The organism is Serratia sp. CoH_134_PS_4, assembly GCF_058190535.1.
In genome coordinates this window covers 15,714-31,751 of the sequence record NZ_JBXWKI010000017.1, presented here as the reverse complement: position 1 = coordinate 31,751, position 16,038 = coordinate 15,714, and the positions used below count along the sequence as shown (strand labels likewise).

Genomic DNA, 16,038 nt, shown 5'->3' with positions numbered 1-16,038 from the left:
AGACGCCTGGAGATTTAAGCATGATCGTGACACAGCAATATCTGCAGTACATTAGAGAGAGCTTCATGATGGCAACCGCTGACCTAAGCGGGAAGACGAAAGGGCAGTTACAGGCATTCACTGAGTCAACACAGATCAGCACAACGCGATTGAAGCGTAAGCGTCGCACTATTGTAGAGCCAGACGGTACAAGGATCGTTGTTCATAGCAATCCGGTACCGGGTACAGAAACGAGGCCTAGTTCGGGAGCTATTGCCTTGATAGAGCCGGAAACATTTTTAGCAACATCTTGGCGCCGCGCTGTATATCCGCTGGTTGGGCATCAACGTAGCTGGTTATCTTGGTGCTATGCGCATGATCTGGAATTCAAACACCAAGTTGCAATCTCCCAGTGGGGATGGTTGGAGTTCAAAGAAAGCCTTAACGGCCAAAAGGTAGCAACAAAAACCATGGACAGACTGAGAGCTTTAATCTGGTTGGCGGCGCAGGATGTGCGGTCTGAAATGAAAGGGCTTACTCCATACCAGAATCAAGACCTGGCTGAGCTGGTAGGCGTTTCCGCTCCGAATTGGTCCAAGAATTACAACGGCTATTGGTCAAGCATGCGCAGTGTCTTCCTTAGGTTGGATCGAGAGGGTTTAGTTTCTCTATCGAGATCACGATCACAACAAAAAGCGACATTTTCGCAGCAGGGTCTTGCAAAAGTTAATTAAATAGGCCATATTTATCGTTAATTTGATATCGTGCCACAAATGTAATGACCGGCACCAAAATAAAACCTCGCTTCGGCGGGGTTTTCTTGTTTCTGGGCTGCGCTTTTGCGCGGCCTTTTTTATTTCTATTACCGGGCTATCCGGTCAATCCACTAAAGGTAGTTGGAGCCATGCCGGATAAAGAAATCAACCATATATTCTCCAGCCTTTGGCTAGTCTTCATTCTCATTGCGGGCTGGGGTGGTGTCGTGAGGTATCTCATGGACGTAAAAAGCAATAAGGCTACGTGGAGCTGGGCGGCTGCGCTTGCGCAAATAGTCGTGTCGAGCTTCACCGGACTGATTGGTGGCGTCATCAGCATGGAGTCCGGTCTATCGGTCAACATGGCGTTTGTTGGTGCTGGCTTGTGTGGCGCGATGGGTAGTGTAGCGCTGACGTACTTCTGGGAGCGGTTTTTTGGAGGTATCAATGAAAACCAGCGTTAAGGGTAGAGAATTCATCAAGGGTTTTGAAGCTCTCCGTCTGATCGCCTATCCAGATCCCGGCACTGGTGGTAAGCCTTGGACGATTGGCTGGGGCCATACCAAGGGCGTTAAGCAGGGCGACCGAATCACCCAGGAGCAGGCAGAGCAATTCTTCTCTGATGATCTGGCTGTGTTCGAACTGACTGTTAACAGCGCCATTAAGCGGCCAATTACGCAGAACCAGTTTGACGCGATGGTATCGCTGGCATTCAACATCGGCGGATCCGCGTTTGCTGGCTCAACGCTGGTGAAGAAATTCAACGCCGGTGACGTGCAAGGTGCAGCGGATGAGTTTTCCAAATGGCGCAACTCAGCAGGAAAGGTTATGCCGGGTTTGGTGAAGCGCCGAGCGGCAGAACGAGAGATGTTTCTGTCATGAGTGGCTGGCTGTCTAAATTCGCTGGCGGCGGCATGTTGCTCCTGCTGGTGGTATCAATCTGCCTTGGTGGGTATAGCTCGTTGTTATCGCATCGCTTGGAACTGGCGCGGCAACAGTCTGCCGAGCAGCAAAAGACATTGGCACAGCAGGCCGGGCTGATCGCCACACTGCAAACCCAGGATGCACAGAACCGCGCACTGATGGCAGCCCAGCAACAGCAGGAACAGCAGTTGCGCCAGCAGGCCGATATCTACCAAAGGAAATACCGGGATGCGATTAAAAACGATGAGTGCGCCCGCCGCATTGCTCCTGGTGCTGTTCTTGAGCTCCTGCGCGGAACGGATACCAACGCCGCCAATGCCAATCGTTCTGTTACCCCCTGAGACAGTATTTAAGCCATGCGAACAACCAACACTGCAGGGTGACACCTGGGGTGATATCGGCAGCTATACGCTGCAACTTCAAACAGCATTATCAATCTGCGCCGGCCAGGTGGTCACGCTGAATCAATGGCGGGAATCCGTCGGGAGATAGATATGGATCTTAAGCGACGAGTTAACGAACTGGAGGACGAGGTGGCAGTATTGAAAGTTGAGATGATTAAACGCCATTCTCCCCCGGCAGCTATAGGCACTGAAACGTTAGAGAAAATGGCGGCATTAATGGTAATTAGCTTGGCACCTATTCGGGCAATGAAGCGAGAATAGCATTTGTATAAGCAAACACCCTCTCTGTAGAAGCGTCATTGTCACCTGAAGATAAGCTCATTTTATAAACGCCGTCGATGGCTTTTCTCACCTCGGACCTTTGCTCTTTGCTGGCAGTGGCGTAAAGCCCCATGACAATATTTTGTAGCGCAGTAATTTGTATTGCCTGTGATTCTGCGAGCTTCAGCAGATCCGAATATTTAACATCTTCCATAATTTCCTCGTCTTGAGTTCTGTGAGAAGGCTCAAGATACCACCTTGCCTGATGTGGTTAAAAGCAGGCGTATCACAGAGCGGCTTTTCGAGGCTGCTGCGTAATGCACAATAACCAAAGCCATCACCCTGCACCTACCGCGCACCCAGCGCATCGGCAGGCTGGTGGCTTTTCTATTTGGAGACACTGAATGAAACAGCTACCCCTACGAGAAGTGATGCGCAACCTCGGCTTAACCGTCACCAAAGACGGCTATGAGTTAAGCAACCCGGCGGGCTCTGCGCGTTATGACCTTCATGGTGTGCGTACTACGGTTAGCGGTATCCCTGAATACTTCCCGATCACACTCGCGGTTAAAGGTGGTTATGTTCCTGTCGTGGGCGACCAAGATAGTATTGATGCCCTCCTTGGACTCAATCAGCCTAAGACAGCCGAGAGTATCGGCACCATGACCCTCGGCATTAACGTTGATAGTGCAGCCCTGAGTGAGCTGGAGAACCAACTGACGCGCATTGCTGAACTGTATGAGCGCATCCGGAATTCCCAGCATCAAGGTGAGCGCATGGAGATACGCGGCGATCAGATTAACGTTTATGACGCTGGCGGTAATCTGCGGGTGAGGATGGGGCCGCTTGACAGCAACACACCACAGCCTTATCGCACGGCCTTCACGATTAGTGCAGGTCAGGTATTCCTCTGTGATGCACAGGTCAAGGATGCTGTCATTAGCAAAGACATTCTTATTTCTGAGCTGGGTAAGGAACGGCAGGATTACATAAAGCGTGAAGTCCAGGCGATCATTGAGCGAGAGCTGCAGGCTGGCGGTAAGATCCATAGGGCCATGCTCGGAAGGTAACCCATGCCAGCCAAAATCCCCCGCGCATGCCGTAAGCATGGATGTAGCAAGACAACAACCGATCGTTCTGGTTACTGCGCTGACCACCAGAACACAGGCTGGGAGAATCACCAGCAGGGTAAGAGCCGGCACCAGCGCGGTTACGGCAATGACTGGACAATCAGACGGGCACGCATCCTGACGCGTGACAATCACCTGTGTCAGGAATGCTTGCGCAACGGTCGAGCAGTAGCGGCCACCACGGTTGACCACATCAAGCCAAAAGCACATGGGGGTACCGATGATGATTCGAACCTCGAAGGGTTGTGTTGGCCCTGTCACCGCCGCAAGACGGCAACGGAGAGACTGCGATGAGTTACCAACGTTGCACATTCTGTGGATCACTGCGGCATACGCGTGCTAACTGTCCGAGTACCTATAGCGGCTCAGCCCGGCGTGTGAACCTCCACTGTGGATACTGTGGCGGCTCTGGTCATACCTCAAACGCCTGCCCACACAACGCCAGCAGTGCGCGGCGGCGACAGGTCAATGACGATTTCTACCTCGATTGAACCAAGGGGAGGGGGGGATCAAATCTCTACCCCTCTCGACCTAAAGTACCGCCGCCTTACCTCTTTTCACACCGCCGCAGGTTAGCAAACCTTTTTTTGGGTGCCCCCACGCGGTCATTAATAGGAGTTTTCGATTATGCCTGGACCACCGAAAACCCCGACACACCTGACTTTAGTGAAGGGGAACCCATCCAAACGGGCGATCAATAAAAACGAACCAAAACCACCGTCTGGGGTACCCCCAACGCCGAAGCATTTTGATAAGCAGGGCAAGTATTGGTTTAAACGGATTGGCGAGGAACTTGATGCCGTCGGCGTGATGACCACGTTGGATGCCAAGGCGCTCGAATTGTTGATCGAGGCCTATGTTGAGTACCGGCACCACTGCGGCACGCTCGATCGAGAGGGCTACACCTATGCGGTGTACAGCGAGGACGATCCTGACGAAGAGAAAGAGCGGGAAATCAGAATGATTAAGCCGCACCCCGCTGCCGTGATGAAGGCTGACGCCTGGAAGAGAATTCGCGCCATGCTGTCAGAGTTTGGCATGACCCCTTCAAGCCGATCCAAAGTCGGTGCCAAAGGCCCGGCTGAGGTTGACCCACTGGAAGAATTCCTTAAAAAGCGCAAATGATGAATGGCAACCGTTGCAGATGGATTCCGCTACGCCGAGTGCGTGGTATCTGGCGAAATAGTTGCTGGCGAACTGGTGCGCCTGGCGTGCCGGCGGTTTCTTCATGATATAGAGCACGGCCCTGAGCGCGGTGTTTACTTCGATGAAGGCCGCGCTCAGCACATTCTCGATTTTTATAATTTCGTGCCGCATGTGAAGGGACACTTGACCGGCAAGCCGATCGATCTGATGGATTGGCATATTTTTATTCTGATAAACCTCTTCGGTTTTGTTATTCCGCTGATAGACGAATTGACGTCTGAGACCGTTCTGGACGATGACGGTGATCCGGTGTACGTGCGCCGGTACCGCACCGCCTATGACGAGGTGGCGCGTAAAAACGCCAAATCAACCCTGTCCTCTGGCATTGGTCTCTATATGACCGGCGCCGATAGTGAGGGCGGTGCGGAAGTTTATTCCGCTGCGACAACGCGCGATCAGGCCCGTATCGTGTTTGATGATGCCAAACGGATGATCAAGCTGGCGGCAAAAACGCTAGGGCGGTTGTTCGGCAGCAACAAGTTGAACATCCACCAGGAACGTTCTGGCTCTAAATTCGAGCCGGTGGCCAGCGATGCGAACAACCTGGACGGCCTGAACATTCACTGCGGGATCGTTGATGAGCTGCACGCTCATAAAACCCGTGACGTTTGGGACGTGCTGGAAACGGCGACCGGCGCCCGCTTGCAGTCGCTGATTTTCGCTATCACTACGGCAGGTTTTAACAAAGAGGGCATTTGCTACGAGCAACGGGATTACGCGATCAAGGTATTGAAGAATTTTGATAACCCTGACCCCCTTTCCATCAAGGATGACAGCTATTTCGCCCTGATTTACACCCTCGACAAGGACGATGATCCCTTTGATGAGGCCAACTGGCCAAAAGCGAACCCCGGCCTGGGCGTCTGCAAGCGATGGGACGACATGCGCCGCCTGGCTAAAAAGGCGAAAGAGCAGGTGTCCGCGCGCGTTAACTTCTTCACCAAACACCTCAATATCTGGGTGCAGGGTGAGCAGGCGTGGATGGATATGGCGCGCTGGGAAAAATGCCGTGACGCATGGGAAAGTTCGGATTCAGCGAGCTGGCCAATGTGGCTTGGTGTTGACCTGGCCAACAAAATTGATATTTCAGCCGCGGTTAAGGTTTGGCTTGCGCCTAACGGCGATATCTATACCAAATCACGCTTTTGGATCCCAGAAGGCCGCCTGGAGGCCTGTTCCAGGCAGCAGGCCGAATTGTATAAAAAGTGGAATGAGGCCGGTTACCTGGAGTTTACCGACGGGGACGTTGTTGACCATGCGTTAATCAAAGAGGAAACCTTAGCCTGGGCTGGTGGTGACTCGATGAATGAACTGGCATATGACCCGTGGAGCGCTACTCAGTTCGGGTTGTCGGTTGCAGCTGAAGGTGCTCCGGTCGTAGAGGTGGCTCAGACCGTGAAAAATCTCTCTGAGGCCATGAAGGAATCTGAGGCGAAAGTGTACGCAGGCCGCCTGCACCATGACGGCAACCCGGTTATGACCTGGATGATGTCAAACATCACGGTCAAACCGGATAAAAATGAAAATATCTTCCCCAATAAATCCACGCCAGAAAACAAGATCGACGGTCCCGTCGCCATGTTTATTGCGATGAGCCGGCTGCTTGTTAACGGAGGCGGTGAGGTTGATTTCCTGTCCACTATCGACCCTGATGAAGACCTATTAATTCTATGAAAACACTAGTTATCGATGTTATCGGGCTGGCTGGCCTCGGCCTGCTGGTGGGCGGTATTTACCTGCAGTTCGGCACGGCAACCGCTTTACAGTCTGCCGGTGCTGCTCTGCTGGTATTCGCCCTCATCGCTGCCAGAAGGGGAAAAACGTGATACTTGATGCGCTATTCCGTAATGAACCGCTGGAAAACCCAGCAAACCCGATCACCGCTGAAATGGCAGAGACGGACGGCATTTTCAACTCGGACGTTTATGTCAGCCCTGAAACTGCAATGAAACTGGCAGCTGTGTATTCCTGTATCTACGTGGTGTCTTCCAACGTTGCGCAAATGCCTCTGCACGTCATGCGCAAGACAGGTAATAAGGTCGAAGCCGCCCGAGATCATCCTGTTTTTTATCTTGTGCACGATGAACCAAATGACTGGCAGACCAGCTACAAATGGCGTGAGCTCAAGCAGCGCCATGTTTTGGGATGGGGTAACGGCTATACCCGCGTCCAGCGTTCCCGCCGGGGAGAGGTCACAAAGCTTGATGCCTGCATGCCGTGGGAAACGACGTTGTTGAATACCGGTGGGCGCCATACCTACGGTGTTTATAACGAAGAAGGCAACTTTGCCATCAGCCCCGACGACATGATCCACATCCGGGCGCTGGGGAATAATCAGAAAATGGGCCTCAGCCCCATCATGCAGCATGCCGAAACCATCGGTATGGGAATGAGTGGGCAGAAGTACACCAGTTCATTCTTCAGTGGTAACGCTCGGCCAGCGGGCATTGTGTCGGTTAAAGGTGATTTGAAGGCTGAAGGGTGGGAGCGGCTGAAGAAACTCTGGCAAAAAGCGGCTCAAGCGCTACGCAGCCAGGAGAATAAAACCCTGCTGCTTCCCGCAGATCTGGATTACCAGGCACTTACTGTGTCGCCTGTCGATGCTCAGCTGATCGATATGATGAAGCTGAACCGCTCGATGATTGCCGGGATTTTTAACGTTCCAGCGCACATGATCAACGATTTGGAAAAAGCCACCTTCAGCAACATTACATCACAGGCGATCCAGTTTGTGCGTTACACCATCATGCCTTGGGTTGCCAACTGGGAGCAGGAGCTTAATCGCCGATTATTTACCCGTGCGGAGCGTGTCGCTGGTTATTACGTGCGGTTTAACTTGGCCGGTTTGATGCGAGGCACCCCGCAGGAGCGTGCGCAATTCTACCACTTTGCCATTACTGATGGCTGGATGAGCCGGAATGAGGCCAGGGTCTTTGAAGACATGAACCCGGTAGATGGCCTGGATGAAATGTTGGTCAGCGTTAATGCGGCTAACCCGACAAAATTTAAACTCGACGATAAAACCAAAGAGGAAATAACCGATGAGTGACAGAGAAATGCGCTGTTACAGCGGTGAGGTGCGCGCCGAACAGCAGGAAAACCAGCCGACGCGCATTGTCGGTTATGGCTCTGTGTTCAATACCCGCTCCGAACCGCTCTGGGGCTTTCGCGAAATTATCAAGCCTGGCGCCTTCGATGACGTACTGAATGATGATGTTCGTGGACTGTTTAACCATGACCCCAATTTCATCCTGGGGCGTAGCACAGCGGGAACGCTTAAGGTTTCTGTCGATGAGCGTGGGTTGCAATACAACATTGAGGCCCCGGACACACAAACTATTCGCGATCTGGTGCTGGCACCTATGCAGCGCGGTGACATCAATCAGTCTTCTTTTGCGTTCCGTGTCGCCCGCGATGGCGATCACTGGTACGAGGATGAAGAAGGCGTGGTAATTCGCGAGATCCACAAATTCTCACGGCTGTATGACGTCAGTCCGGTGACCTACCCGGCCTATCAGGCTGCTGACTCTGCTGTCCGTTCCATGAAAGCCTGGCAGGAGGCACGCGACAGTAGCGCGATCGCCAACGCCGTAAACCAACGAATGGCGCGCGAGCGTCTGCTGACTTTAATTAATGCGTAAGGAATGACTATGTCTGCGAAAAAATTGCACGAACTGAAGCAAAAACGTAACACCATCGCCACCGATATGCGTGCTCTGCATGACAAAATCGGTGATACCACCTGGACCGATGAACAGCGCGCTGAGTGGAAAAACGCGCAGGGTGAGCTGCAAAACATCGACGAAAAAATCGAACGGGAGGAATCCCTTCGTTCTCTGGATCAGTCATTCGTTGATGAAAATAACGAAGAGCAGCGCCAGGAACTGAAGAAAAAGGGTCCAGAGGGGCAGGAGCAGGACAAGCGAGCACAAGTGTTTGACCGCTGGATGCGTCACGGCCAAGGTGAGCTGAGCGCCGAAGAGCGTCAGGCATTGCGTGAGCTGCGTGCTCAGGGTACCGCCCCTGATGAAAAGGGCGGTTATACCGTGCCGACCCAGTTCCTCAACAAAGTAGTTGAGTCCATGAAAGCCTACGGCGGTATTGCCGGCGTGGCTCAGATCCTCAACACCTCCAACGGGCAGGATATCGCCTGGGCAACGGCGGACGGCACTGCGGAAGAAGGTGAACTGCTGGGGGAAAACAAAGCGGCCTCCGAAGAGGATACCGAATTTGGTGGTGCTACCCTGGGTGCCAAAAAACTGTCTTCCAAAATTATCCGCGTGTCGAACGAGCTGCTTCAAGACAGCGGTATTGATATGGAAGCTTACCTGGCCAGCCGTATCGCCCAGCGTATTGGCCGTGGTGAAGCGCGTTATCTGGTGCAAGGTTCGGGGGTCGGCAGTCCATTGCAGCCGAAAGGGCTGGAAGCCTCCGTTACCGGAACAGTCAGCGCAGCGGCGGCGGACAAGTTCACCTGGAAGGAAATGAACGCACTGAAACACAGTATTGATCCTGCGTACCGCAACGGGCCGAAATTCCGCTGGGCTTTCAACGATGCCACGTTGAAGCTGGTGGAAGAGATGGAGGATGGTCAAGGACGTCCGCTGTGGTTACCGTCCATCATCGGCGGCGCGCCGGCTACCGTTCTGCAGGTACCGTATGTTATCGATCAGGCGATTGCAGATGTGGGCGCAGGTAAGAAGTTCATTTTCTGCGGTGACTTCGATCGCTTCATCCTCCGCCGTGTCACCTACATGGTGCTGAAGCGTCTGACCGAGCGCTATGCAGAATTTGACCAGACTGGCTTCCTGGCATTCCACCGCTTCGACTGCATTTTGGAAGATACCGCCGCCATCAAGGCGCTGGTCGGTAAGCCAGCCGCTGGCGGTTAATTCAAACCGAGAAAATCGTTTACCGCTTCGGCGGTTTTTTTATGCCCGCAATCCGGCCATTGGGTTGCGGGCATGGAGCAGGACATGAAGCCAACCATTGACGAATTACGTCTTCAGTGCCGGATCGACGGTGATGAAGAGGACAGCTTGCTGACAACATACGCTGGGGCTGCAAAGACGCGGGCGGAAAACTACATCAATCGCACACTGCACGAAGAGGCAGTGCCAGAAAATGACAGTGACGGGCTCGTGATTACCGATGATATCAAGCTGGCCATCATGCTTGCCGTAGGCTTCTGGTACGAAAATAGGGAATCACAGGCTCTGCCATCCGGGTTTAAGTCTTTGCTTGAACCTTACCGCTTTATCAATTTGTAAGGGGCATCATGGAAGCTGGCAAACTTCGCAACCGCATCAGGCTTTTTCGTCCCGTCACTATCCGCAATGAGCAGACCGGCACCCCGGTGAATTCCTTCGAATTTGTGAAGGAGGTATGGGCGGGGGCTGAACCGATCTCTAACCGTAAAATTCGCACGGGTGAGCAGGGACAGGTGGTTGAGACCATGCTGTTTACCTTGCGGCCACGTCGTGATGTGCAAACTGACTGGCGTGTTGAGCTGAAGGGCCGCTTTTTTACCGTCCGTGCCGCTGATACGACCCAGCCAGACCGATTACTGATTACCGCGGAGGCTGATACCCGCCATGATCGAGTATGAAATCAAAGCGGCGCTGGAGGCATTAACCAGCCTGCCGGCGTACCCGCTATTGTTGCCCGACCCAGAGCAGGAAGGGGTGACCTACCAAAAAATCACCGACCCTAAATTTGATACCGGGCTGGTCCGTACCGCGCTGGTGCAAGGCCGCTTCCAGGTTTCGCTGTACGTGATCGACGATTACGCCCGCCTGCTTGAGTTGGATAAGGCTATCTGCGTCGATTGGGAAGGCATCCAGCACGGGCACATTGGGCGCTGGCCGGTTCAGACGGTGACACGCGGCACAATGCTGCAAGGTGCCACCACGCTGACCAATAACAGCATCCAGTACCGACTGGTGCGCGATTACATCATCTGTTACCCAGAGGACGCCGCATGATAGGTATCAATATCACGGGTATGGATGAATTGGCGCGTCAGTTGGAAGCGCTGGGCCGGGACGTCTCAACAAAAATTCTGCGTGATGCAGGTCGCGCCGCCCTGGTGCCGGTGTTGGAGGATATGCAGCAGCACGCTGGATATGACGAAACGGCCTCCGGCCCGCATATGCGTGACAGCATTACTATCCGCTCGACCACCCGAGGCCGCGCACAAGTCACACTGCGTGTCGGCCCCAGCAAGGCACACCAAATGAAGGCGCTGGCGCAGGAATTCGGCACGGTGAAACAAGTTGCCGATCCGTTTATCCGCCCTGCATTGGACTACAACAAAACCCAAGTATTACGCATCCTGGCGGCAGAAATCCGCTACGGCATCGAAAACCGGTAGCGACCGCTGCCACAATCATTAAGAGAGAGACATTATGGCTGATAAAACTTCGCCAGAGTACGCCATGCTGCCGGCGGGCACTATTGTGAAATGGGGACCCATTGGCGCGGCCGCTGCTGCCATGAAAGCGCTGACCAACTGTAAGGCGGTCGGTGAGATGGGGCAAACAGGCAGTTTTGTCGATTGCACCACGCTGATCGACACGACCAAGCAATTTATTTCCGATCTTCCCGAGGGGGCTGAAAAATCCATTGGATTTATTGACGATCCAAGCAACACCGATTTTGCGGCATTCCTTACCGCAGCAGATAACCGAGAAACCGTGCAGTTCTACGTCGAGTTGCCGAACGGACGCACCTCAACCTCCATCCTTTCGTTGTCTGGCTGGAAAATGAATGAGATCACCGCACCCGCGAGTGAGGTCATTCAGATCACGGTGCAGGGCAAGCAGAATAACAACACATGGGGAGCCGTAGCCCCAAAGGTGTGATCAGCGTGACTACCCAGCCGAAAAACGCTGATTTGGCGGTCGGGGGCAATTTGTCCCTGACTGTTGCGGCTACCTCCAGTAACGGCAAACCCGTTAAATTCCAATGGCAGAAGAACGGTACCAACATTAGCGGCGCCACCGCTGCCACCTATACCAAAAATTCTGTGGTGGCGGCTGATGCCGGTACGTACCGCGTAGTGCTCTCCGCTGAACGTGCTGACACCCTCAACAGCGCTGCGGCCACAGTAACCGTTAAGTAAGGAACACCGATGACCGAGAAATACGACCTGAAGGCGCTCAAGGCAGCACTGCTGAAATCTGACGACCACGTGCTTGAAGTTCCGATGTTTGGTGCTAAAACCTTTATCCGCCGCCTGAAGGCATCCGAGCTGCAGGATAATGAAGATGGTATGAAAGACGCTATCGAGGCCGGTGATATGAATAAGGCCGCACGCCTCAACGTTGAGTTGCTGTTGTCCTGTTTTATGACGCCGGACGGTAAGCGCATTCCGACGAGTGCGTTGCCCAGCGTGGATGAACTGCTGAAGGCGCACGATAACCCAACACTGGTTGAAGCCATCAGTACCGTCAAACGTCATGCTGTCGGCACATTGGAAGACGCGGAAAAAAACTGACTGACTCACCCTGGCTGATGCTGATTTTTCAACTGGCCGATCGTTGGGGTGAGTCTGACCCTCGCAAAATCGCCGCGTTGCCGGCGCAAGTTCTGAATCATTGGCGGGCATACTTCAAACTGCAGGGCATTACTGCCGACACTGCGGAGGATGCCCCTGTTCTTCAACCCGCTCAGCCTGCGCAAAGCACCCTTGATGCGCAGTGTGCTGACGTTATGCGAGTGCTTGGAAATGGCTGATGTAGCATCGTTGGCGGTCGGGTTGTACCTGAATGACGCTAACTTTAGAAACAAGCTGGTGGCTGCGTACCGCACTGCAGGCGATCAGTCCGGCAAGTTTAACCGCCAAGCCCAGCAGGATGCGAAAAAGACCGACGAGGCTTATCAGCGTGTCGGCCAAACGGTCAGTAGCCTGAAAGGGACGCTGGCAGGTTTGGCTGGCGTCGCAGGGTTAGGATTCTCGCTGGGTAGTATCATCACCACAACGCGGCAGTATGGCCAGGCGCTGTCAGATCTTTCCGCTATCACCGGTGCTACCGGCGCGCAGCTGAAACAATTCGATGAAGCCGCCCAACAGATGGGGCGTACCACCGAGTACAGTGCCAGCCAGGCGGCGGAAGCGTTAAAGCTGATGGCCAGCGCCAAGCCGGAACTGCTGAAAACGGCGGACGGGCTGACTACTGCGACCAACAGTGCGCTGATTTTGGCACAGGCGGCGGGTACCACGTTGCCGGATGCGACAAAGACGTTGGCCCTTTCGCTTAACCAGTTTGGTGCCAGCGCCAGCCAGGCGGACCGCTACATTAACGTTTTGGCCGCTGGGGCTAAGTATGGTTCGTCTGAAATTGCCGATACAGCAGCCGCGATAAAGAATGGCGGTGTGGCAGCGGCGCAGGCCGGGATCGGCTTTGAGCAGTTGAACGCAGCGATCCAGGTATTGGCAGAGCGTGAAATTAAAGGGGGTGAGGCAGGCACCGGGTTGCGTAACGTTATCCTCAACCTTGAAAAAGGCACGGATAAAACGCTCAAACCTTCCGTTGTGGGGCTAAGCACCGCGCTGGAAAACCTGTCGAAGAAGAACCTCTCCACGGCGCAGGCGGTCAAGCTGTTTGGCCTGGAGAATATTAACGCCGCGTCGATTCTGGTGAGTAACCGCAGCAAGCTGGATAACCTGACAAAGTCCCTGACCGGTACCCAGACAGCGCACGAACAGGCCGCGACGCGCGTCAACAACCTGAACGGCGATCTGATGGGGCTGACCAGTGCTTTTGAAGGGTTGATCATCAAAGTCGGGCAAGCCAGCGGCGGCCCATTGCGTACCGGCGTACAGAGTGTGACCGATGCTATTAACGGCCTGGCGGACAACTTCAACATGGTGGCCAGCGTGGCGTTGTATACGTTGATCCCGGTAATGTCCACAAAGCTAACCGCCGGTATTCGTGAAAGCATCGGGGCATGGCGTGACCAGCAGGCTGCCGTCAAATCTGCCGCATTGGCGCAGGCCAGCATTGCGCAGAAGACGATCGACGCTGCCAACGCCACCTTGCTGCAAAACAATGCCGAATTTGGTCGCGTTCGTGCGATGGAAAAAACGGCCAAGCAATACGGTCTGAACGTCAGTTATACCGCTGATTATAATCGGTTGATCCGGGAAGAAACCGAGGCGACGCGAGCGGCCACGGTTGGCAAGAATCAACTGGATACGGCAAATAAACGCCTGTCAGTGTCAGCCCGCGCAGCATCGGTGGCTACCGGGCTTGCCCGCGGCGCATTGGGATTGACTGGTGGGCTGTTCGGGGCAGCGATGCTGGCTGGTTCTGCGATCCTGTATTTCCATGAGCAGAACAAACTGGCTCGGCAGTCGGCCTTGAGCCTTAAAAATGCCGTTCAGGAAACAACACAGGCGCTTGTGGCGATGTCGTCAAAGCAGTTGGATGTGAAAGCGCTCGATTTGGATGACCAGTACAAAAACCAGGTTACCCAGGTTAACCAACTGAAAAAGGAAATTATTGACGCAGACAGTCGGCTAAGTAGCCTTAAAGGATTTGACCCTTTCGGGCAAGCACAAGGTGTTGAAGGTAACCGTAAGCGAGCGGTTGCAGATCTGGAGAATGCCCAGGCTGGACTAGTAGCACTTACTGATTCTATGGGGCGAGTAAAAGCTGCTCAGGACTATGTTAAATCCGGATTCAGCGAGATGATGCTGAGTGGTATTGCTGACGCTAACGTGGTTAACAATGCTATTGCGAGAGTGGGTGCTGCAGGTTCGTCGGTTGAAAGCCCTTGGGGTGGTGAAGATCCGGCTAAGGCAGATAAAAAAGGTCAGCAGGCGCTGAAGCAATATCAACAGTTGCGGCAGGAAATTGAAGTTGCCCACTCGACCAGCCTTGCAAAGATTGATCTGGAAGAGAGGAATTCGCAAGCTAAGCTGATCGCCACGGCCAAAGCCGCCGGTGCCAGTCAGGCAGACGTGCAACGCGTCATGTCTCTGAATGCCGAGAATTATCAGCGGCAAAGGTTAGAACTGGCTGAGCAATATGCGCCGGGTCAGGCAACAGTGCGCAAGGAACAGGAAACCAGCAGGGAGTTGAAAGCGTTGTATGACGCACGTTTGCTAACAGAACGTGATTATCTGGTTGCCCGAAATACCTTACAGCAGGATATGGCCCGCGAGAGGTTAAAGGCAGAGGCAGATGCCATTGCGGCACCACGGCAGAACATCGCCGGGGACGTTGATCCCTCTGTTCAACTGAGCAACCAACTGGCGCAGCAGCAGGCACAATATCAGGCGTACTACCAGCAAGGTTACATCGACAAGCAGCGTTATGAACAGTTGATGCAGGCGGCAACACAGGAGTCAACTGACGCGCAATATCAGCAGGCAATGAGCCTTTATGCTGGGCAGAGCCAGATCAATAAGCTGCAGATCGGGCTGGTGGACACGATGCGGGAACGCTCTACCAACATGCTGACCGGATTGCTTACCGGTACCCAGACTTTCAAAGACAGCATGGTTGGCCTGTTCTCATCTCTCACGCAGTCCATCGTTCAAAGCCTGATTGAGATGGCGGCTCAGGCCCTGCTGACAAAAACCATTTTGTCCTCCTTTATGAGCTTTGGTGGCGGCGCAGCGGGTGCGGGCAACAATCCTGGGGCCGTTCCTATGTTTGCGAATGCCAAGGGCGGTGTTTATTCGTCACCTTCCCTGAGTTCCTACAGCGGCCAGGTGGTAAGCCAACCCACAACGTTTGCGTTTGCCAAAGGTGCCGGACTAATGGGGGAGGCTGGGCCAGAAGCTATTATGCCGCTCAAACGTGGCGCTGATGGCTCACTGGGCGTGCAGGCAAATGGCACCACGGGCAATCAGACGTTGATAAACGTCGATATCACCATTAGCTCCGACGGCTCCAGCCAGGTGCAAGCGACAAGTGGGTTTGAGTCGGCTGGCAATGATATCGCCAACTATGTCGATCAGCGTTTCCGCGTATTGTTGAACAAGAGCATGAGCCAGGGCGGGACACTTAACCGGGCAATCAAGGGGAGCCGATGAAATTAGAAACGTTCAATTTCCCGGCGCGGGTAGGAACATCCGGCGATATAGAGCCAGTGGTGAGAACAACCCCATTTGGCGACGGATACACTCAGAGCACCGGTGACGGCATCAACAGTGAGAAGGAAAGCTGGCCGTTGGTGTTTGTTGGCGTCTGGGATGAGATAAAGCCCATCGTCAAGTTCCTGCGTGAGCACAAAGGCTATCGCTCTTTTAAATGGAGAAACCCGATGTTTGAGCTGGGCCTCTATCAAGCCGGTAAGCTCACGGTGCAAGCCAGCGGCGCTTATTTTTCCCTCTCCGTTACATTTACCCGCGCCTATCACCCATAG

General features: G+C 53.9%; 23 protein-coding genes. 22 read left to right on the top strand and 1 reads right to left on the bottom strand.

Annotated features, from left to right (window positions below; genetic code table 11):
• Positions 1-20 precede the first annotated feature (20 nt).
• The 5 genes from AC2FCQ_RS21355 (at position 21) to lysC (ending at position 2,150) form a co-directional block, all read left to right on the top strand.
• Positions 21-713, top strand: a complete 693-nt coding sequence (locus AC2FCQ_RS21355) for a bacteriophage antitermination protein Q (RefSeq protein WP_245209905.1) — start codon at positions 21-23, stop codon at positions 711-713.
• Between the two features lie 170 nt (positions 714-883).
• On the top strand, positions 884-1,198 hold the full coding sequence (locus AC2FCQ_RS21350; protein WP_209636893.1) for a phage holin family protein: 315 nt from the start codon (positions 884-886) through the stop codon (positions 1,196-1,198).
• Entirely contained in the window at positions 1,182-1,616 is a 435-nt protein-coding gene (locus AC2FCQ_RS21345; RefSeq protein WP_490307793.1) for a lysozyme, read from the top strand. The genes AC2FCQ_RS21350 and AC2FCQ_RS21345 overlap by 17 nt, the downstream gene beginning before the upstream one ends.
• Positions 1,613-1,999, top strand: coding sequence for a DUF2570 family protein (locus AC2FCQ_RS21340; RefSeq protein ID WP_490307795.1), 387 nt, complete (start codon positions 1,613-1,615; stop codon positions 1,997-1,999). Before AC2FCQ_RS21345 ends, AC2FCQ_RS21340 begins: the two co-directional genes overlap by 4 nt.
• Complete coding sequence (gene lysC, locus AC2FCQ_RS21335) at positions 1,887-2,150, top strand: Rz1-like lysis system protein LysC (protein WP_490316609.1); 264 nt, start codon at positions 1,887-1,889, stop codon at positions 2,148-2,150. Before AC2FCQ_RS21340 ends, lysC begins: the two co-directional genes overlap by 113 nt.
• Positions 2,151-2,297: 147 nt before the next feature.
• Here the strand turns inward: lysC and AC2FCQ_RS21330 are convergent, their stop codons facing one another.
• The gene (locus tag AC2FCQ_RS21330) at positions 2,298-2,537 is read right to left on the bottom strand and encodes a hypothetical protein (RefSeq protein ID WP_490307797.1); all 240 of its coding nucleotides are present in this window, start codon (positions 2,535-2,537) and stop codon (positions 2,298-2,300) included.
• Between the two features lie 190 nt (positions 2,538-2,727).
• Between AC2FCQ_RS21330 and AC2FCQ_RS21325 the strand changes: the two genes are divergently transcribed.
• From AC2FCQ_RS21325 to AC2FCQ_RS21245, 17 genes are all read left to right on the top strand, one after another.
• Positions 2,728-3,393 (top strand): hypothetical protein, encoded by a 666-nt coding sequence (locus tag AC2FCQ_RS21325; RefSeq protein ID WP_490307799.1) that lies wholly within the window; start codon positions 2,728-2,730, stop codon positions 3,391-3,393.
• 3 nt (positions 3,394-3,396) lie between these two features.
• Positions 3,397-3,747 (top strand): HNH endonuclease, encoded by a 351-nt coding sequence (locus AC2FCQ_RS21320; RefSeq protein ID WP_490307800.1) that lies wholly within the window; start codon positions 3,397-3,399, stop codon positions 3,745-3,747.
• 333 nt (positions 3,748-4,080) lie between these two features.
• On the top strand, positions 4,081-4,578 hold the full coding sequence (locus AC2FCQ_RS21315) for a phage terminase small subunit P27 family (protein ID WP_490307801.1): 498 nt from the start codon (positions 4,081-4,083) through the stop codon (positions 4,576-4,578).
• 3 nt (positions 4,579-4,581) lie between these two features.
• Positions 4,582-6,333 (top strand): terminase large subunit, encoded by a 1,752-nt coding sequence (locus AC2FCQ_RS21310; RefSeq protein WP_490307802.1) that lies wholly within the window; start codon positions 4,582-4,584, stop codon positions 6,331-6,333.
• Positions 6,330-6,485 (top strand): hypothetical protein, encoded by a 156-nt coding sequence (locus AC2FCQ_RS21305; RefSeq protein WP_490307803.1) that lies wholly within the window; start codon positions 6,330-6,332, stop codon positions 6,483-6,485. The genes AC2FCQ_RS21310 and AC2FCQ_RS21305 overlap by 4 nt, the downstream gene beginning before the upstream one ends.
• Entirely contained in the window at positions 6,482-7,708 is a 1,227-nt protein-coding gene (locus tag AC2FCQ_RS21300) for a phage portal protein (RefSeq protein WP_490307804.1), read from the top strand. Before AC2FCQ_RS21305 ends, AC2FCQ_RS21300 begins: the two co-directional genes overlap by 4 nt.
• Positions 7,701-8,300, top strand: a complete 600-nt coding sequence (locus AC2FCQ_RS21295; RefSeq protein WP_490307805.1) for an HK97 family phage prohead protease — start codon at positions 7,701-7,703, stop codon at positions 8,298-8,300. The genes AC2FCQ_RS21300 and AC2FCQ_RS21295 overlap by 8 nt, the downstream gene beginning before the upstream one ends.
• A gap of 9 nt (positions 8,301-8,309) precedes the next feature.
• Positions 8,310-9,551 carry a phage major capsid protein gene (locus AC2FCQ_RS21290; protein ID WP_490307806.1) on the top strand — a complete coding sequence of 414 codons (1,242 nt, stop codon included), beginning with the start codon at positions 8,310-8,312 and terminating at the stop codon, positions 9,549-9,551.
• A gap of 84 nt (positions 9,552-9,635) precedes the next feature.
• On the top strand, positions 9,636-9,929 hold the full coding sequence (locus tag AC2FCQ_RS21285; protein ID WP_129543856.1) for a head-tail connector protein: 294 nt from the start codon (positions 9,636-9,638) through the stop codon (positions 9,927-9,929).
• A gap of 8 nt (positions 9,930-9,937) precedes the next feature.
• A complete protein-coding gene (locus tag AC2FCQ_RS21280; RefSeq protein ID WP_129543857.1) occupies positions 9,938-10,267 on the top strand; it encodes a phage head closure protein in 330 nt (109 codons plus the stop codon).
• Positions 10,254-10,643 (top strand): hypothetical protein, encoded by a 390-nt coding sequence (locus AC2FCQ_RS21275; protein ID WP_490307807.1) that lies wholly within the window; start codon positions 10,254-10,256, stop codon positions 10,641-10,643. The genes AC2FCQ_RS21280 and AC2FCQ_RS21275 overlap by 14 nt, the downstream gene beginning before the upstream one ends.
• Entirely contained in the window at positions 10,640-11,032 is a 393-nt protein-coding gene (locus tag AC2FCQ_RS21270) for an HK97-gp10 family putative phage morphogenesis protein (RefSeq protein ID WP_490307808.1), read from the top strand. The genes AC2FCQ_RS21275 and AC2FCQ_RS21270 overlap by 4 nt, the downstream gene beginning before the upstream one ends.
• Before the next feature lie 34 nt (positions 11,033-11,066).
• Entirely contained in the window at positions 11,067-11,522 is a 456-nt protein-coding gene (locus AC2FCQ_RS21265; RefSeq protein ID WP_490307810.1) for a phage tail protein, read from the top strand.
• 5 nt (positions 11,523-11,527) lie between these two features.
• On the top strand, positions 11,528-11,782 hold the full coding sequence (locus tag AC2FCQ_RS21260; protein WP_262211141.1) for an immunoglobulin domain-containing protein: 255 nt from the start codon (positions 11,528-11,530) through the stop codon (positions 11,780-11,782).
• Between the two features lie 9 nt (positions 11,783-11,791).
• On the top strand, positions 11,792-12,157 hold the full coding sequence (locus tag AC2FCQ_RS21255) for a phage tail protein (RefSeq protein WP_020828210.1): 366 nt from the start codon (positions 11,792-11,794) through the stop codon (positions 12,155-12,157).
• Positions 12,158-12,388: 231 nt separating this feature from the next.
• Complete coding sequence (locus AC2FCQ_RS21250; protein WP_490307811.1) at positions 12,389-15,706, top strand: phage tail tape measure protein; 3,318 nt, start codon at positions 12,389-12,391, stop codon at positions 15,704-15,706.
• On the top strand, positions 15,703-16,038 hold the full coding sequence (locus AC2FCQ_RS21245) for a phage tail protein (RefSeq protein WP_455871887.1): 336 nt from the start codon (positions 15,703-15,705) through the stop codon (positions 16,036-16,038). The genes AC2FCQ_RS21250 and AC2FCQ_RS21245 overlap by 4 nt, the downstream gene beginning before the upstream one ends.

Excerpts from the sequence above, each read along its gene's own strand:
- AC2FCQ_RS21330 (WP_490307797.1), bottom strand. The coding sequence starts at position 2,537 with ATGGAAGATGTTAAATATTCGGATCTGCTGAAGCTCGCAGAATCACAG.
- AC2FCQ_RS21250 (WP_490307811.1), top strand. The coding sequence starts at position 12,389 with ATGGCTGATGTAGCATCGTTGGCGGTCGGGTTGTACCTGAATGACGCT.
- AC2FCQ_RS21290 (WP_490307806.1), top strand. The coding sequence starts at position 8,310 with ATGTCTGCGAAAAAATTGCACGAACTGAAGCAAAAACGTAACACCATC.
- AC2FCQ_RS21270 (WP_490307808.1), top strand. The coding sequence starts at position 10,640 with ATGATAGGTATCAATATCACGGGTATGGATGAATTGGCGCGTCAGTTG.
- AC2FCQ_RS21265 (WP_490307810.1), top strand. The coding sequence starts at position 11,067 with ATGGCTGATAAAACTTCGCCAGAGTACGCCATGCTGCCGGCGGGCACT.
- AC2FCQ_RS21275 (WP_490307807.1), top strand. The coding sequence starts at position 10,254 with ATGATCGAGTATGAAATCAAAGCGGCGCTGGAGGCATTAACCAGCCTG.
- AC2FCQ_RS21280 (WP_129543857.1), top strand. The coding sequence starts at position 9,938 with ATGGAAGCTGGCAAACTTCGCAACCGCATCAGGCTTTTTCGTCCCGTC.
- AC2FCQ_RS21310 (WP_490307802.1), top strand. The coding sequence starts at position 4,582 with ATGGCAACCGTTGCAGATGGATTCCGCTACGCCGAGTGCGTGGTATCT.
- AC2FCQ_RS21320 (WP_490307800.1), top strand. The coding sequence starts at position 3,397 with ATGCCAGCCAAAATCCCCCGCGCATGCCGTAAGCATGGATGTAGCAAG.
- AC2FCQ_RS21245 (WP_455871887.1), top strand. The coding sequence starts at position 15,703 with ATGAAATTAGAAACGTTCAATTTCCCGGCGCGGGTAGGAACATCCGGC.
- AC2FCQ_RS21325 (WP_490307799.1), top strand. The coding sequence starts at position 2,728 with ATGAAACAGCTACCCCTACGAGAAGTGATGCGCAACCTCGGCTTAACC.
- AC2FCQ_RS21295 (WP_490307805.1), top strand. The coding sequence starts at position 7,701 with ATGAGTGACAGAGAAATGCGCTGTTACAGCGGTGAGGTGCGCGCCGAA.
- AC2FCQ_RS21345 (WP_490307793.1), top strand. The coding sequence starts at position 1,182 with ATGAAAACCAGCGTTAAGGGTAGAGAATTCATCAAGGGTTTTGAAGCT.
- AC2FCQ_RS21255 (WP_020828210.1), top strand. The coding sequence starts at position 11,792 with ATGACCGAGAAATACGACCTGAAGGCGCTCAAGGCAGCACTGCTGAAA.
- AC2FCQ_RS21340 (WP_490307795.1), top strand. The coding sequence starts at position 1,613 with ATGAGTGGCTGGCTGTCTAAATTCGCTGGCGGCGGCATGTTGCTCCTG.
- AC2FCQ_RS21355 (WP_245209905.1), top strand. The coding sequence starts at position 21 with ATGATCGTGACACAGCAATATCTGCAGTACATTAGAGAGAGCTTCATG.
- AC2FCQ_RS21350 (WP_209636893.1), top strand. The coding sequence starts at position 884 with ATGCCGGATAAAGAAATCAACCATATATTCTCCAGCCTTTGGCTAGTC.
- AC2FCQ_RS21305 (WP_490307803.1), top strand. The coding sequence starts at position 6,330 with ATGAAAACACTAGTTATCGATGTTATCGGGCTGGCTGGCCTCGGCCTG.
- AC2FCQ_RS21315 (WP_490307801.1), top strand. The coding sequence starts at position 4,081 with ATGCCTGGACCACCGAAAACCCCGACACACCTGACTTTAGTGAAGGGG.
- lysC (WP_490316609.1), top strand. The coding sequence starts at position 1,887 with ATGCGATTAAAAACGATGAGTGCGCCCGCCGCATTGCTCCTGGTGCTG.
- AC2FCQ_RS21285 (WP_129543856.1), top strand. The coding sequence starts at position 9,636 with ATGAAGCCAACCATTGACGAATTACGTCTTCAGTGCCGGATCGACGGT.